11 protein-coding genes are annotated in these 15,703 nt (G+C 55.1%); 6 read left to right on the plus strand and 5 right to left on the minus strand.

Annotated features, from left to right (window positions below; translation table 11 throughout):
* Positions 1 to 21 precede the first annotated feature (21 nt).
* Together FYC48_RS18920 and FYC48_RS18925 are read right to left on the minus strand one after the other, a co-directional pair.
* Positions 22 to 1,521, minus strand: a complete 1,500-nt coding sequence (locus FYC48_RS18920; protein ID WP_149498357.1) for a mannitol dehydrogenase family protein — start codon at positions 1,519 to 1,521, stop codon at positions 22 to 24.
* Positions 1,518 to 3,317, minus strand: coding sequence for a purine-cytosine permease family protein (locus tag FYC48_RS18925; protein ID WP_149498358.1), 1,800 nt, complete (start codon positions 3,315 to 3,317; stop codon positions 1,518 to 1,520). The genes FYC48_RS18920 and FYC48_RS18925 overlap by 4 nt, the downstream gene beginning before the upstream one ends.
* 661 nt (positions 3,318 to 3,978) lie before the next feature.
* On the opposite strand from FYC48_RS18925, the gene rpmI reads away from it, so the two are divergent.
* From rpmI to FYC48_RS18955, 6 genes are all read left to right on the plus strand, one after another.
* Positions 3,979 to 4,185 (plus strand): 50S ribosomal protein L35, encoded by a 207-nt coding sequence (gene rpmI / locus FYC48_RS18930; protein WP_149498359.1) that lies wholly within the window; start codon positions 3,979 to 3,981, stop codon positions 4,183 to 4,185.
* Positions 4,186 to 4,325: 140 nt separating this feature from the next.
* Positions 4,326 to 4,682, plus strand: coding sequence for a 50S ribosomal protein L20 (gene rplT / locus FYC48_RS18935; RefSeq protein WP_149498360.1), 357 nt, complete (start codon positions 4,326 to 4,328; stop codon positions 4,680 to 4,682).
* A gap of 477 nt (positions 4,683 to 5,159) precedes the next feature.
* Complete coding sequence (gene pheS, locus FYC48_RS18940; RefSeq protein WP_149498361.1) at positions 5,160 to 6,191, plus strand: phenylalanine--tRNA ligase subunit alpha; 1,032 nt, start codon at positions 5,160 to 5,162, stop codon at positions 6,189 to 6,191.
* A gap of 82 nt (positions 6,192 to 6,273) precedes the next feature.
* The gene (pheT, locus tag FYC48_RS18945; protein ID WP_149498362.1) at positions 6,274 to 8,352 is read left to right on the plus strand and encodes a phenylalanine--tRNA ligase subunit beta; all 2,079 of its coding nucleotides are present in this window, start codon (positions 6,274 to 6,276) and stop codon (positions 8,350 to 8,352) included.
* A 1-nt stretch (position 8,353) separates the two neighbouring features.
* Entirely contained in the window at positions 8,354 to 9,382 is a 1,029-nt protein-coding gene (locus FYC48_RS18950) for a DUF4272 domain-containing protein (protein WP_149498363.1), read from the plus strand.
* A gap of 138 nt (positions 9,383 to 9,520) precedes the next feature.
* Positions 9,521 to 10,450 (plus strand): CDP-alcohol phosphatidyltransferase family protein, encoded by a 930-nt coding sequence (locus FYC48_RS18955; RefSeq protein ID WP_149498364.1) that lies wholly within the window; start codon positions 9,521 to 9,523, stop codon positions 10,448 to 10,450.
* Between the two features lie 99 nt (positions 10,451 to 10,549).
* Here FYC48_RS18955 and FYC48_RS18960 read toward each other — a convergent pair whose 3' ends face one another.
* The 3 genes from FYC48_RS18960 to FYC48_RS18970 form a co-directional block, all read right to left on the minus strand.
* Positions 10,550 to 12,334, minus strand: coding sequence for a GspE/PulE family protein (locus tag FYC48_RS18960; protein ID WP_149498365.1), 1,785 nt, complete (start codon positions 12,332 to 12,334; stop codon positions 10,550 to 10,552).
* A gap of 40 nt (positions 12,335 to 12,374) precedes the next feature.
* Positions 12,375 to 13,985 carry a hypothetical protein gene (locus FYC48_RS18965; RefSeq protein ID WP_149498366.1) on the minus strand — a complete coding sequence of 537 codons (1,611 nt, stop codon included), beginning with the start codon at positions 13,983 to 13,985 and terminating at the stop codon, positions 12,375 to 12,377.
* Positions 13,986 to 14,480: 495 nt separating this feature from the next.
* Positions 14,481 to 15,698 (minus strand): Nramp family divalent metal transporter, encoded by a 1,218-nt coding sequence (locus FYC48_RS18970; protein WP_149498367.1) that lies wholly within the window; start codon positions 15,696 to 15,698, stop codon positions 14,481 to 14,483.
* Positions 15,699 to 15,703 lie beyond the last annotated feature (5 nt).

Here is a 15,703-nt window from a genome sequence, read left to right on the forward strand (position 1 = left end):
ATCTTGGCAGCTTCATTGAAGTCAATTTTGAACTGACTTTAGGATACCCCGCATCTCGTTGGCGACGTCTGATGAAGCATTCAACGCAGTGATCATCGATTCATAAACTCGCGTGAAACGTTCCTCGTCGGCGAGATTTCCGAAGATCGATTTTAGTTTGAGGAACGCTAGTTTGTCGTCGGAGGTTTTGCGTGCTGCGGCAATTAGTTCGTCCTTCATCAAGTCGTTGACTTCCAGCGGTTCACCGTGCCGATCGGATTGTCTGGCGCAATAGTGGCACCAGGATGCGATCACCAAAGCGGCATAGTTAATGTTGCCGCCACGTTGCAAGTTAGCGATGATCGTTGGAATCATAAAAACGGGGATTTTGTCTGAACTTCCCTGACAGATGCGGGCCACACTGTCACGAATGGCTGGGTTCCCAAATCGCTTGATCAAGGTGTCTTTGTAAGCGTCCAAATCGATGCCCTCGACCGCGTCGAGCGTCGGTGTCGCTTCAAGATCGAGATAGTTGCGAAGGAATTCCTTGAACAGTTGGTCTTCGACGCATTCGCGAATCGTTTGGTAGCCGTGGAGCGCGCCGAGCAGTCCCAGTACCGAGTGGCCGGCGTTGAGCAATCGCAGTTTCATCGTCTCGTAAGGAGTGACGTCGTCCACGAAATGGACACCGACGCGTTCCCATTCCGGCCTACCGTTGCAAAATTTGTCTTCGATGACCCATTGTTCAAACGGTTCGCAAGTGACCGGCCATTGGTCTAGCAGGCCGAATTCTTGTTCCAGGTAGTTTATGTCAGCGTCGGTCGTTGCAGGCGTGATCCGGTCGACCATCGCGTTCGGGAAACTCGCATTTACATCGATCCATTTCGCAAGGTCTGGGTCTTGCCGATCGGCGAAATCCAAAACGACTTTCCGCGTCAAATTGCCGTTGTGTTGGATGTTGTCGCAGGATTGAACGGTGAATGCAGACAATCCCGCATCGCGTCGACGCCGCAGCGCCTCAGTAAGGAAGCCGAAGATCAATCGCGGTCGCTTCGGGTGTTCAAGGTCGTGGATGACGTCGGGGTTGGAAAAATCGAACTCGCCGGTTTCATGGTCGATGTTGTACCCGCCTTCGGTAATCGTCAATGACACGATCTTAGTGGCAGGGGCCGCCATCGGTTGCAACACAGACTCGGGATTGTCGCAGCCGAGCACAAAGTCGGTCAGGCATCCGATCACTCGGTTCTCGATATGTCCGTCGGGCGATTTTTCGATCAGGGTGTAAAGGAAGTCCTGCGCGCGAAGCGCGTCATGCATTTTGCGGTCGGCTTCACGCAAGCCTGCACCGCAGATGCCCCACTGTGCGGCGTCACCTCTCTGCATCAACTGTTCCGTATAGGAGGCTTGGTGTGAGCGAAAGAATCCGCCGACGCCGACATGAACAATGCCAGTCTGTAACTTGCGGCGATCGTAACGCGGGCGAATGATTCCGGGTGGAAGCTGTGAGAGGGAGGATTGTCTGAGTGAGACGGTTGAATTCATGGCAGCTTCCGCTGAGGGTGTCGTGTCTTACCGCGTCGTAACGCCCAGTATGCCGCAACAAAGTAGGTGATCGTGAAGACAAAGCCCCACGTATAAAACATTTGCGAGTTGGACTCGTAGCTGACCATGTTGGGACTACGGAACATGACGACCAACGCAATCGTTAGCGTAAAGGCGAGGCTAGTCCAAGCGACCGCTTTTAATATCCGCGAAAACGTTGACGTGTCCTTTGCGAGGGGACGTTCTTGTCGCGACTGCTTGGCTTGATAGGCCTTGATCGCTTCATTCAGCTTTTCGTCGCGTGCAATTTCGGTGCGGTAGTCGGCGCCGGCTCCTGCCCACTTCGCCATCAACGTGTAGAGGAGGATCGTGAATGCCCACGTCGGCAAAAAGAGGTAGAAGAAAGACATCACGTTGAGGGCATTCAGACCGAATCCAAACACCAGTCCGGCAACCCACGATGCAACGGCTGGCGAGACGTTCCGAAGTTTTTCGATCGATACAGCCCGGTCCCCTTCGTTCAATGCGCTCCGAATGCCTTGCTGACTTCGACGCTCGTGCTGATATCGCGACCAATAGCGTGTCAGACCAAGACGGGGAAAAATTGCATGTTCCGCGAAGACGATTCCACCGACCGGCACAACCAATAACCCCGCGTACGTCAGCAGCGGTAGCATCTGACTGAACACAAAGGGAAAGCACGCGATCGCGACCGTCACAACACCAACGATGAGAGTCACCTGTCTTCGCGGATGTTGGTGAAAGATGGCTTGTGCAGCCAAGCCCGCTCGATACAGGTTCGCGTTTGCCGTTGTCCAACCGGCAACGATGACAATGACGTATCCGGACAAGCCCAGCGCACGATAGGCAACATCGCCGGGGTCCAACTCCACAATCGTGGACTTCATCAACGCCGCCGTTCCTGCGCCCATGATCCCGGCGGCAATCCAAGCGACATAATGACCAAACAGCATGCCCGCGCTGCTGCAGAGCCCATACATCGAATGTTTGGCGTATCGCAAAATCGCCATGTCGATCAGTCCGAAGTGCGTGAGTGTGTTTGCCGCCCAGGCGAAACCGACCACCTCGAATAGTCCGATCCCCGGCTCGCCCGCACTGTTGACTCCTGTCCAGATTGACGCATCACCGATCGCCATAAAATCATCGAAGCCGGTGAGGAAGGTGCGGCCAAGAACCGAATCGGAAAGCGCCGGAAATAACACTAACGCGCCACTGCTGAACATCACGACCAACCATGGACCACAAATGCTGGAAAATTCCGCGACAGCGCTGAATCCATACATCGCGACCAGTACGACGATCATGCCCACCGCAACGACGATCAGTACGAACAAACCGTTGGTCGGGTACCACATCAGTTGAGCCGGAATGCCGAACAACAACCGCACCGCCGAACAGGAAACCGTGATCATCGCCGCAGAGATGACGGTGAAGATCACCACGTTCGCCCAATTGTAGAGATTCGTCACCGAATCGCCGGCGATCTTGTGCAAGTAGGTGTACAAGCTCAATCGCGTTTGCACGGCGATCGGGGCGGTGATCAACGTCCAACTCAGAATTGCCAAAATGTTTCCAATCAAAAGCCCAATCAAGATGTCTTGGGTCGTCGCTCCCAGTGCGACGAAAGTGGCTCCAATGACAAACTCCGTCGCGGCGACATGTTCGCCGGCGTAGAGGCCAAGGAAGTGTGTCCAGCCGTGCAACTGATCGTCGGGAACAGGAAGTTGTTCCGACTTCATGTTGGCGACGTTCGATTGGATTTCGCTGGCAGTCATGTCAATTGCATTTACCGTTTTGAAATATTCTTTACCCCTCAAAGCACGCGATGGTGCGTCCCACGGTCAATCGCCGGGAGTCGATCGAGCCTGTTGGGGGATGCCGGCAGATCGGATTGTTGAGCTACAGGTGGTCGATTCAAGGCATTGACTGACAACTCAGTTTTAACCGTCGGGCGAGAAAACAGTCGAGGTTGCTGCGCAATGTGTGGTCGAGACAATGCGTCGTCGAGCACCAAGGAGGGCCAAATTGATGACGAAATTCGTCGGGCGATGATCGGCAGCCCGAATTCGCAACCCCCGGTGGATTGCGCGGCTACTACGGGGCCTGGCGGGAAGTGGGGCTGTTTCCCTGCTTCGCGGGTGAGCCGGCAGTGGAGAACCAGCGAGCCAGCGATGGCGGCTAGATTCCCCTCTGCGGGGAGGTGCCTGCGGTTTGGCGGTCGGTGCTGGTCAAATTCCGTGCCGAAGCGGAGTTTATTGCGAATTGGACGGAGGAACCCTCTTCCAGATCGCCGAGACAGTTGATAACCTTCGCGGTCCCCCATGAGACAGTGAAGCGGTGGCGTTTAACGACGCCCGCGACAACTATTTCTGGCTCCATTCGAACTCGATGCAGATTTTGACTGGACAACCAACCTGTAGACTGAAAAACGGAACGATGGGAACGAAGATCAAGACCCATAAGGGTACCAAAAAGCGATTTCGCCTGACCGCTACCGGCAAAGCGATGCACCGTCAAAGCGGCACTAGCCACTTGGCGAACGGCTTGTCGAAGAAGCGTCGACGAAATCTGCGTGGAACGACTGCGGTTGATCCTTGCATGGAAAAAACCATCCACGCGGCGTTGAATGGCAACAGCTACTGAGCTGTCGCTTCTATTCGTTTGAACTGATTATTTACCCCAATTGGATGGGCAATCAAACTTCGGTCACCACGTGCTGCGACATTCGCTAGCGTTGGCAACGACCGGGGCCTGACTCCAATACAAATCGAAGGAATGCACCCATGCGTGCAACTGGTGGAGCCGCGCGGCGGCAATCGAAAAAGCGTCTATACAAGCGAGCCAAGGGTTATCGCGGTGGACGCGGAAAACTGACGCGAACTGTCAAAGAAACCCTGCTGCGAAGCGGCGCGTACGCCTTCCGTGACCGCCGGGTCCGCAAACGTGAGTTTCGTCGTCTCTGGATTACTCGTTTGAATGCCGCGTGCCGCCAGCACGATTTGCGTTACAGCGAATTCATCTTTGGCTTGAAGAAAGCTGGTATCGAGATGGACCGTAAAACGCTTTCGGAAATGGCAATTCACGATGCCGATGGCTTCAAGGCCGTCGTTGACAAGGTGAAGGAAGCACTCGCTGCTTAAGCCCACCGTGCGCGTCGTTAGACCGACCGCACTGTTAGGACGCGTCGCATTTCTTGTCGGTGAGCCCGCACGAATCTCCGTGCGGGCGAATCACGATTCAGCCCAGCCTCCTCCGGCGGGTTACATGCCGGCGGTCGACGGCGCTGGATCGCCTTGGCGGCTGCTGAGCGGCCCAGTGGTGCCGATAGGCCAACGCATCCGGCGAGAGGGAGCGAACCGGCGGCATGAAGATTGGGTTGTCGATGCTTGCGGTGGTCGATTGTAGAGCCCATGTTGGGCGACGACTTCAAGTGGAAGGAACGCACCACAATCTTCTTTTGTGAGCGGACTGCCTACGCCGGTTCCCAGGAAGCGAATCCGACGTCACACTGGTCACCAAATCAAGGCCTCGACATAAAGTCGATGTCCTCGATACTCCGGTGGAGGCGTTTTTCACCGGTCGCGACGCCCGATGATCTTGCGATATTCCAAAGGCTCATGTCTCTGAAAGACTTTCTATCGGCACTCGACGCTTTGCAGGCCGAGGCGATTGATACCCTGAAAGCCGCCTCTGACGCAGACGCGTTTGAAGCCGCACGGGTCAAGTACGTCGGTCAAAAGAAAGGCGCCCTCAAAGACATTCAAAAGCAGATGGGAAGCGTCGCCCCGGAGGACAAAAAGTCTGCCGGGATGAAGCTGAACGAAGTCAAAAAGGCGATCGAAGCCGCCGTCGAACAGGCCCAGTCAAGACTTCTTGGCGGCGACGAGCAATCGGGTGATCCGACGTTCGATCCCACACTGCCCGGGATTCGCCCGCGATTGGGACACATTCATCCGATCACCCAAACCATCAACCACTTGATGGAGATCATGGGGCGGATGGGATTTGAAGCGGCGGAAGGCCCTGAGGTTGAGGACCCACACCACAACTTTGTCGCGCTCAACATTCCCGAAGATCACCCCGCCCGTGATCCATTGGATAATTTTTACCTTGCCACCGCGGCCGCTGGCGCCGAACGCCAAAACGTTGAAGGCACGCGTTTGCTGCGAAGCCAAACCAGCACCGTGCAGATTCGCGTGATGGAGCAAAACCAAGCTCCCATTCGAGTGATTTCCTTGGGACGAGTTTATCGACCCGACGCTCCCGATGCGACGCACTTCCCGATGTTTCATCAGATGGAAGGCCTCTACGTTGACACCAACGTGACGATGGCCAATCTGAAAACGGTGCTGCGAATCTTCGCGACAAACTACCTCGGCGGCGACGTCGAAATCCGCTTCCGACCGTCGTTCTTTCCGTTCACCGAGCCGAGTGTCGAAGTCGACTTCTACTGGGATGGGAAGTGGATTGAGTTCGGTGGTGCCGGAATGGTCGACCCGAACGTCTTTCGGGCAGTGGGCTATGACCCACAAAAGGTTTCTGGATTTGCGTTCGGCCTGGGCGTCGAGCGGCTTTGCATGCGACGCCACGACATCAAAGACATCCGCGATCTGTACAGCGGCGACATGCGATTTTTATCGCAGTTCTAATTTCGTGGCTGATCGGCTCGGTGCGTCGTTTTGCGGCGAGTGATTTCGATAACCCCCTTCCCACAGCGATCGTAACTCTCTCATGTTGGTTTCTTGGAACTGGCTAAGTCGCTATGTCGATCTGTCGATGGATCGGATCGAATTAGAAAACAAACTTAGCCTTAGCGGACTTAATCACGAGGGCACCGACTCATGGAAAGACAATCCGGCGCTTGTCGAGGGTGACTACTGCATCGACCTGGAGGTCACAAGCAATCGAGGCGATTGTCTGGGCCACATCGGCGTCGCTCGTGAAATCGCGGTGTTGTTTGATCTTGACCTAAACGTCCCGCAACCGACGCTGTCGCCTTCCTCAACGGACGTTCAATCGCTACTGGCAGTTGACAACCAATACGTCGAGGCGTGTCCGCGGTACACCGCTCGGATCATTCAAGGTGTCAAAGTCGGGCCGAGTCCTGACTGGTTGGTCGAAGCCCTGCGGTCGGTTTTCTGGCGGCGAAACAAAGACCAGTCGGTGGAGGTTCCCCAGAGCGTCAACAACATCGTTGATGCGACCAACTATGTGATGATGGAATGTGGGCAGCCTTTGCACGCGTTTGACTATTCGAAGTTGGCCGGTCAAAAGGTTGTCGTTCGTCCTGCGAAGCCCAAGGAAGTGTTAACTGCGATCGACCATCGCCAGTACGAACTGGACGAGTCCGCTTGTGTGATCGCCGATGCGAGCCGGGCCTGCGCGGTTGCAGGAGTCATGGGGGGAGCCGATTCGGAAGTCACCGCGACGACCACCGATTTGGTGATCGAGGCAGCAATCTTCACACCGCTATCGGTCCGGCGAACCGCCCGTGCGTTGAAGCTTCATAGTCCTTCGTCGTATCGATTCGAACGCCGTGTCGATCCCGTCGGTGTCGACTGGGCGAGTCGGCGTGTTTGTGAGTTAATCGTTGACATCGCCGGTGGAACCGTTGCCGATGGCATCATTGATACCGCTCCAGACGTTCAGCCCAATCCGCCGGTTGTTCTCCGGTTATCAGAGATCGAGCGGATTCTAGGGATCAAGGTTTCCGCCGACGAAACGACTCGGATCCTAAACGCACTTGGTTGCCAATCAACGGTCAAGGTGACCAGTGACGAAGGCCAGTTCGTTCCTCCGTCGTGGCGTCATGACTTGTCACGCGAAGCCGACTTGATCGAGGAAGTCGCACGCGTACACGGGTACGACAAAATCCCCGAAGATAGCCCGATTCCGGTTGCCCCGAGTAGCAAGCGACCGTTTGACGTTGCCGCCGAAAAAATTCGCCATGTACTGACAGCGGCCGGTTACAGCGAAGCGATGACCCCTAGCGTGACGCGGCAGGCACTCGACCAATCGCTGTCGCCGTGGACCGATCGCCCCGCCTTGGTCACCCAAACGGCGATGCTCAAAGGTGCCAAAACGATCCGCCGATCACTGCTGCCGAGTTTGCTCGAAGCCCGGGCGAACAATTGGGCGTCTGCGTCGATCGAGGCAAACTTGTTCGAAATGGCACACGTCTACTTGCCAGCCGAATCGCCCGAAGGTTTGCCCGACGAACACTACAGCGTCGGCCTCGTTTCCGGTGAAGATTTCTTCGTGGTCAAAGGTGCGGTCGAAACGCTCTGCCAAACCATGGGCATTGGGAGCGAACTGAACGTCACTCCCAGCCCACTGAATGGTTTCGTCGAAGGACAAGTCGTCGAGCTAACGCTTGGCGAAGATCGTTTAGGTTTTTTGGGCGTGGTCGATCCGAAAACGCTCAAACAATGGAAACTACCAGGAAACGTCGTGACCGCCGAATTATCGATGTCGACGTTGATGGACCATGCTCGATTGGTTCCGCAGCAACAGTCGGTCAGCATGTATCCAAGTGTCGAGCGGGATTTGAACTTCGTCATGAAGGAGTCCGTCCGCTGGAACGAGTTGGAAACGATCGCACGCACCGCCGTCGGAAGCCAACTGAAAGCGGTGACATATCGTGAAACGTACCGGGATCCCGATCGAGACGGAAAAGACATGAAGCGAATCCTGATGACCGTGCAGCTACAAAAAGACGATGCGACACTTAGCGGTGAAGAAGCCGATGCGCTCGTGCAAGCGGTGATCGGTAAATGTAAAACGGAACTCGGCGCGGAACTGTTGGGTTAAGATGCCCGTTCAAGTTTTTGCCTACTGCACCGATCGCGACGCGAATTGGCCCGAATTCCCACATCAGTCGGGAACCCGTCGGGATTTAAGTACGGCGGGATTCGATCAGCACTTGATCGAAATGGTGGGGCAGATCTTTGAAAAATCCGGTGGCGAAATCAGTCAATCGGTGTACGGAGTCTGCCGTCATCTACAGCGAACCAACGTGATCCTATCGTTTGAGATCGAAGCGGAGTATCTCGAGGCGATCGCACCATGGGCGTGGGAATGCAATGCGATCCTGTTTTTGCCCGATGGCAACATTCGTGATCCCAATGGCGCCGTGTTGGTTGAACGAGAGTCTTTGCAACCAGACCCACAAGCTCAGTTGCCGTTTCCGGTCGAGGCTCGCTCACGCAAGGTGCAAACAGAACTAGAACTTCGTAACCGGGGGATCGATACGCCGGAATCGCTTCCGCCAGTGATTGGTGAATGCGAAGTCCACATGCGGCCGGCCGACGAAGTCGCCTGGCGGGCGTTGGCACTGTTTGTCGTCGCCGTACGCGCCGAATCATTAGCGACCGGAGAAGCGATCCCGCTGGACGCTTTGCGTGCGAAGCAACCGCTGGCGTTTCAGGCAATGACGCCGTGGGAAGAAGCTTTTTTAGCTAACGAAACGCCCGGTGAAGATGATGTATCGGCAGCCGGATGGAGGTACGAATCACTAGCGACCCTTCAGTGGGCGTTGGGGCTTTCCGCTTCGTTGCCGTTCCCGGATGAAATCTGCGACGTTCCTGCGGCCGCCAAACTAATGATGTCGGTCGATGCGCGAGACTTTGTCGCCGAAGCAAAATTGCGACCTGTCGAGCAAATCCTTGATGCCCTCGATTTAAACTACCGTTTGCTTTGGGCCACACGCCAAGCGATGATCAACAACGTTGATCCTCCGGGCGGAATCGAGGGAGGAGTCGTCGCCGAACGTCAACATTCGCTAAACTGGTTGACGTGTTTTGAAAATGCGGACTGGGATGATGTCGACACACCGAGTTGATCGGTTCGCCGCCGGAAAGGGAATGCGATTCGGGCACCCGTGGCATCTCCCGATGGCGTTTGACGTTCTTGTCGGCGAACGCTTTGTTGTGAATTGAAATAGGTAACCATTGATGAATGCACCCTTCAGGGCCGGGCGATGAGCGAGTTGAAAGGCGAATTGCGTCCCAAACCGGACGACATCGAATTCGACGAAAGTGAGTTGCAATCGCTGTCAAAGAAGGACTTCCGTCGGCAGAAACGACGACGACGACGCAAGCTGATGTTGGCCGTGCTGCCGACGATGTTAACGCTCGGCAACGGGATGTGCGGCCTAGGGGCGATCGCTGTCGCCGTCAGTGGACCGGAATTAGCATGGCCGCTGGAGCAAAAGCTGTTCGCCTCGGGGTTATTGATCTTCGGAGGGATGCTCTTTGATGCCCTCGACGGCTCGGCAGCCCGAATGACGGGACAGGAGACTGAATTCGGAGGCCAACTGGACAGTCTCTGTGATGCGGTGACGTTTGGAACAGCACCGGCGGTCATTATTTGGCGAATCAGTGATGCATTGCCGCAGCGATTCCTGTGGGCTTGCGGGGTATTGTTCACCTTGTGTGTGCTGATCCGACTAGCCCGTTTCAACGTCGAAACCGACGAAGATGACACGCACGAAACCTTTGAAGGCTTGCCCAGTCCGGCCGCCGCCGGCACGCTCGCCGCATTCGCTTTGGCAATGCCGGAATTGAAGAGTATCGCCGAAGAGGCGAGCTATAACGAGAACCTCACCTGGATCGCTGAGAAAGCGTTGATCGCGTCACACTACGTGATTCCAACGCTGGCCGGTGTGTTGGCCTACCTGATGGTGTCACGTTTCCAATACCCTCACCTCGTCGCGCAATATGCGCGCGGGCGACGTTCGCTCCACCAGATCGGACAGGCATTGTTTGTCGTCGTCGTCGCAATCTTTATTCATTGGATGGTACTGCCGATTGCGTTCTGTTACTACTCGTTTTGGACGCCGCTGAAGGCCTTGCTAACCAAACGCAAAGATGACGACCCGGTCGAATTGGGGACCGATTCGATCGATTAGTGCTTCGACCGCGTCTGATGATTAATTTGCGGAACCCGCCAACCGTTTCGGTCGCTTCGGCCGATACGTTCGGCCAACCACACCCTGGCAATACCAACCTTATTGACAATCCGAACAGACACGGATGGCTTCTTGCAAGCTGGTCGTTCCCTCGATAACACTTGCCAGTGCGCCCCGGGCAATCGTTTTCATGCCTTCTTGCGTGACCGCGTGCTTGACCGTATCCGGTGACGCGTTCGTGCGGATGAGGTCTTTTAATCGCGATGTCATTCGAATCACTTCGAAGGTCGCGAAACGCCCTCGGTACCCCGTTTGTCGGCAATCGGAGCAGCCGACCGCTCTATAAATAGGTACGTCAGCAGGAATTCGATACCTTTGTCGATAGGCATCATCCAATGAATCGACAGTCTTGCATCCGTCGCAAAGTCGTCGTATCAGCCGTTGAGAAACAAGCAACCGCAGTTGGTCGGCCAAACGCGACCGTTCGATGCCCCATTCGTCGAGTCGCGCCAGACTGCTGATCGCATCGCTGGTCTGCAACGTCGAAAGAACCAGATGGCCTGCGGTCGCAGCCTTCAAACAAGTCTTCGCCGTTTCCTGATCGGCCAATTCGCCGACCATGATGATGTCCGGATCTTGTCGCAGCAGCGCCTCGATGACGTGCGAATAGGTCAGTCCGAGTTCTGGTTCTGCCTGAACCTGATTGATCCCTTCGATCTTGATCTGTACCGGATCTTCGACCGTACAGAGATTGGCTTGAGAATCATTTAAGAACTTCAAGCAGGAGTACATCGTCGTGCTTTTGCCATTTCCCGCGGGCCCGCTCATCAAGATTAATCCGCTCGGACTGCGGATCGATTCGACAAGATCGGTGTACTGACGACGGTCGAGTTCTAGACGTTCCAAGTCATGAGACGGGGCCGACTGATTGACCACGCGCAATACGATTTTCTCGCCATAAACAGTCGGGCACGAGTTCACTCGCAAGTCAATTCTATTGTTGCCGGACTGCAAGACGATGGTTCCGTCTTGTGGACGCCGACACTCGTCAAGATCCATACGTCCGAGGGCTTTCAGGTGATTGATGACCTTGCCCTGCATTGCGATCGGAAGCGTACCGAATGGCGGCGACGGGATTTCCGCGAGTACACCATCGATACGCAGGCGAACCCGACATCCCGTATCGGAAGGTTCAATATGAATGTCACTCGCATTGCATTGTAGCGCCTGTTCAAACAATGTGTGGATATAGCGTGTAATTCGATGATCACGACCGTCAGGTACGCCATGATTTGGTTCAGGATTACGACGCGTATGGGACAGCAGGGGGGCTCGGTCTTGCGGTGCCATCACGCCGACGCCTAGACCGTCACTTGATTTGTTCAGCAGTGAATCAACGTCGTCGGACGGTGCGTAGAGTGTGGTTAGGATTCGTTCGATCACCGACAGCGGCGCAAACATTGGTCGCATTTGACGACCGGTTTGTGATCGAATCTCGTCGGCAAGCAACAATGAATCGGGGGAGAATACCGCGACCTCAAGCAAACTTCCGTCATCGTGAAGTGGAGCGATCATGTGCTCGCAACACAAACGAACCGGTAATGACGATGCGATCGACGGGTCAATCGGTGGAGGGGTGTCGTCAGGCGGATCAAATAAGGGGACCAGATAATGCTCTGAATAGCATTGGGCGATTTGAGTTTCATTCGCCAAGCCGCTACGAATAATAAGCTCCTCAAGTGTCGTGTCGTATTGCTCGACCGACTGCCAGAGTTCTTCTAGGCTTTCGGGGGTGAAAGCTTCAACACGGTTGAGCAACTGTAGGATGAGTGGCTGCCGTTTGCCATGAATCGTCTCGTTTGAATGATTTGTTGCCGCTTTCATGATTTGGAGTGCCCCTTTCCAAATGTCCGCGGCAAGCGTGCTAGTTCCTTACCGCTTTCGATGACCGAAGTGGATCGTCAAACGAGATGCAATACGACTTGCGACCGATGCCGATGACCACGTGATCCTGCCGGACGGCCAACAGTTTGGCCGTGCTCGCCGGATACCCTTCAATGGCGATCGGATCGCCGAGGCGACAAGTTCGGCCGTTGATGACGGCCCAGGATTGCCGGCCCAATTGGGCAACCCCGGTCAGCATGATCAGCCGCTCTGCATCAATTGCTTCGCTGGCCGGCTTCGGCGGTTGATCCGTTGATGACAGCGCGCCGGCCAAGTCGATCATGTAGTCGGCATTAAAAACTAGCTCGATCGGCGAACCTTGGTCCTCTTGGTTTAGTTCCCGATCAGTCAACGCCGTCTGATTGGATCTTTGCTGAGGCACTACTTCGTGTAGCGAAGAAGTGAAATCAGCGCCGTTGCCGCGTTGACCGATCGGCTTATCAAGAGATTGGCTTATGAGTTCGTGGTCGGAGACGAATCCTATCAGTCTGGCGTGAGGGTTTTCCCCTGATGAGGTCAACGATGGCGTGTAGGCAAGTGCCGTGGTGTAATCCTCTCGGCATCGTCTGAGTTGATCGGCAATGACAAGGATGACCACCGAGATCGCGAGCATGTACAGGATCGGTTTCTTGATCGAAATCGATCGATGACGCTCGGGCGAAGACGGGGCATCTGGGGTTGGGGCGTCTGGGGGTGGGCCCGGTTTGGAGCGAACGAAATTAAATTGGTTCTGCCGACGGGAGTAAAATTGGTCCGCGCACATTTGTGCGATCAATCCCGGGTTCATCGCCGGACCATCTAACCATTCGTAACCACGTGAGAGATTCTTTTGTAGCCAAGTCGAATCGATCAGAGATTGAAGTTCATGCCGACCATGAATGCGAATACCTTCCGTCGAAGGCTCGAATCCTTTAGCCCGGGCTTCCGATTCGATCGCTTTGGCGATCAACGCGATGCCACGCTCTTCTTCACCGCGCGGAAGCGGTTGGCTCTGCCAGTGAACTAGGTTGGCCCCCTGGGTCATCACCCCCAGCAAACTCGTTTCTCCCACAAACAATCGGGTCGACGTGCGTTCCCGTTTCGCCGATCTGCCGACATCTGCCGTCAACGAGGAGGGCGCTGGCTGAAGACTTCGCCATCGATGTCCCAGACCGCTGACCGCTTCGCGAATCAAACCGATCCGATCCTGAGCCGTAGCAGTCAGACTGATTACCGATTGATGGCTGGAATGCCAAGTCAATTCATCAAAGGCAAGCTGATCCAAACCGGTCGTCGATTGACGAAGGGATTGGCGAAGTTGTTGCTCGGCTGCCTCCGGTCCTTCACTCGCGTCAGTCGACATCGAGACTACGATACAATCATCGGTTGGGATCGCACCAATGATCTCCGTTGGGATCGATTCATCGATCGAGAGCTTCGCCAAAAGTTGTTTTGTGGCACCGGCATAATCTTCGTCAGTGATTAGAACGGATTCCGAGCGATGCTGAAGCTTCCCGGCGATGGATCGTTTGACCAAGCAGCCAAAGAGTTGCTGTCTGTCAAAGTAGATACCAACGCGATTGAAAGGCGAACTCGGACGCAAACCGGGCATCGATCGAGATCTCACATGAGATGAAGGGTCGGTCGGTAGTTCAACACGGTTGGCAGCTTTTGGCCTCGCCGAATGTGTTGATCAGCACTTACACAAGAAACGCCAAGGCGCACGCGCCATCCGGGCGATGACAAGTGATAGGACACCCCCGTGGGAGTGTCGGTCGTCCCTGAAGCGATTTGGTGTTCAAATCTTCTCAGCGATGCTTACAGGTTTGATCAAAAGAGTCTTAACGGCTGTAACGCCAATCACGATCACCATCTTCATCAGGATTCTCCATTAGACGCGTGACCTTCGTCACGTCAGGGAGAACGAACCAAGCGAGAGTGGTCCATCCGGGAAGTTCGTGGGACCGGCTGCGACTAAGAAATTCACCGGCAGTCGATGTATGCCCCCTTGTGAGTTGACGGGGCTGCTGATGGCGGCTGTTGACACGCCAGGCTGTTGCCGAATTTCTAACAGGTACTACTTGGCGAGAGCTTGATCAATGAAACGTTAGCCCGTCACGGCGGGGAGTACTTTTTCGGTCAGCGTGTAGATCGACATTGCAAGAAGAATCAGGAACCCGATTCCGCCGGTCACGTTGAGCCCCCATCCGTTTCGGTGGCTCCCCATCACGTCCTGTTGGTTACAAAGCCAAAGCATCGTGCCCGCAATGACAGGCGATGCAACGACGGTGAGTGCCTGCGCGGCGATGATCGCGGGTAGCGGCTTGGTACCAGTTGCGATGACATACATGGCGACGCCCATTCCGATCAGTAGTACTCCTGCCGTCATCAGCTTCGGTGTTTTCTGATCGGGGTGGTCTCCCAATCGTAGTGCATCGGAAAGCACAAAACCGCCGATCATCGAATTGACGATGAACGATGAAAACGCCGCAGCAAACATTCCAACACAAAAGATGATTCGCCCTTTCTCGCCAAACATCGGTTCAAGTTGATTGGCGACATCAGCAACGCTGACCAATTCATGTCCTTGTAATACCGAAGCAGCGGTCGTCATGATCATCAGCGTGATCAAACACATGATCCCTGCCGATACCCAAGCATCGATTTGACCATCGGGAAGGTCTTCGGCTTTCCAACCCTTGAAACGAGAAAGGTAGGACTGATACAGGGCCGCACTGATTACGAATGTGGTTCCGACAAGTCCCAGCAGTGGCAACTCCAGTTCGACTCCTTTGACGGGGATCAGTCCCTGGACGATTCGGGTGAAGTCTGGCCTGGCGAACACTAGGTTAATGGCGAATGCGATTAACATGACCGCGACAAAGCCTGTCATCAATCGCTCAAGTACCGGATAGAGGTTGCCGAACCCGAATAGGACGGCCAGGACGATCGCGTTGAGCACGAGCGGCCAATAATCAGTCTCGATGTAAGTCGACAGCGCCGCCTGCGCCCCAAGGTTGTTCCCAAACTGAAATGCCGTTGCGATAAAGCAGACGCCAAAACCGATGAACAGCGCGAGCGCGGGATGCAGATGTCGACGAATCAGTTCGGTAATCGAAACATCAGTTACCGCGCCGAGTCGCATGCCCATCGTGACATAAGCGGCCATCAGGAAGACTGAAACGACGACGACCCACAAATTGTCGTACCCGGCTCGGGCGCCGACTTGTGAACTGGTCAGAATGCTTCCCGGTCCGATAACCACACACGCGGTGACAAGTCCCGGTCCGATCCGACGAAGAATGCCGCGTCGTGGCGTTGACATCGATT

The sequence above is a fragment of the Roseiconus lacunae genome, from assembly GCF_008312935.1.
GTDB lineage: Bacteria > Planctomycetota > Planctomycetia > Pirellulales > Pirellulaceae > Stieleria > Stieleria lacunae.

Excerpts from the sequence above, each read along its gene's own strand:
- FYC48_RS18925 (WP_149498358.1), bottom strand. The coding sequence starts at position 3,317 with ATGACTGCCAGCGAAATCCAATCGAACGTCGCCAACATGAAGTCGGAA.
- rplT (WP_149498360.1), top strand. The coding sequence starts at position 4,326 with ATGCGTGCAACTGGTGGAGCCGCGCGGCGGCAATCGAAAAAGCGTCTA.
- FYC48_RS18950 (WP_149498363.1), top strand. The coding sequence starts at position 8,354 with ATGCCCGTTCAAGTTTTTGCCTACTGCACCGATCGCGACGCGAATTGG.
- FYC48_RS18920 (WP_149498357.1), bottom strand. The coding sequence starts at position 1,521 with ATGAATTCAACCGTCTCACTCAGACAATCCTCCCTCTCACAGCTTCCA.
- FYC48_RS18970 (WP_149498367.1), bottom strand. The coding sequence starts at position 15,698 with ATGTCAACGCCACGACGCGGCATTCTTCGTCGGATCGGACCGGGACTT.
- FYC48_RS18955 (WP_149498364.1), top strand. The coding sequence starts at position 9,521 with ATGAGCGAGTTGAAAGGCGAATTGCGTCCCAAACCGGACGACATCGAA.
- pheT (WP_149498362.1), top strand. The coding sequence starts at position 6,274 with ATGTTGGTTTCTTGGAACTGGCTAAGTCGCTATGTCGATCTGTCGATG.
- FYC48_RS18965 (WP_149498366.1), bottom strand. The coding sequence starts at position 13,985 with ATGCCCGGTTTGCGTCCGAGTTCGCCTTTCAATCGCGTTGGTATCTAC.
- FYC48_RS18960 (WP_149498365.1), bottom strand. The coding sequence starts at position 12,334 with ATGAAAGCGGCAACAAATCATTCAAACGAGACGATTCATGGCAAACGG.
- rpmI (WP_149498359.1), top strand. The coding sequence starts at position 3,979 with ATGGGAACGAAGATCAAGACCCATAAGGGTACCAAAAAGCGATTTCGC.
- pheS (WP_149498361.1), top strand. The coding sequence starts at position 5,160 with ATGTCTCTGAAAGACTTTCTATCGGCACTCGACGCTTTGCAGGCCGAG.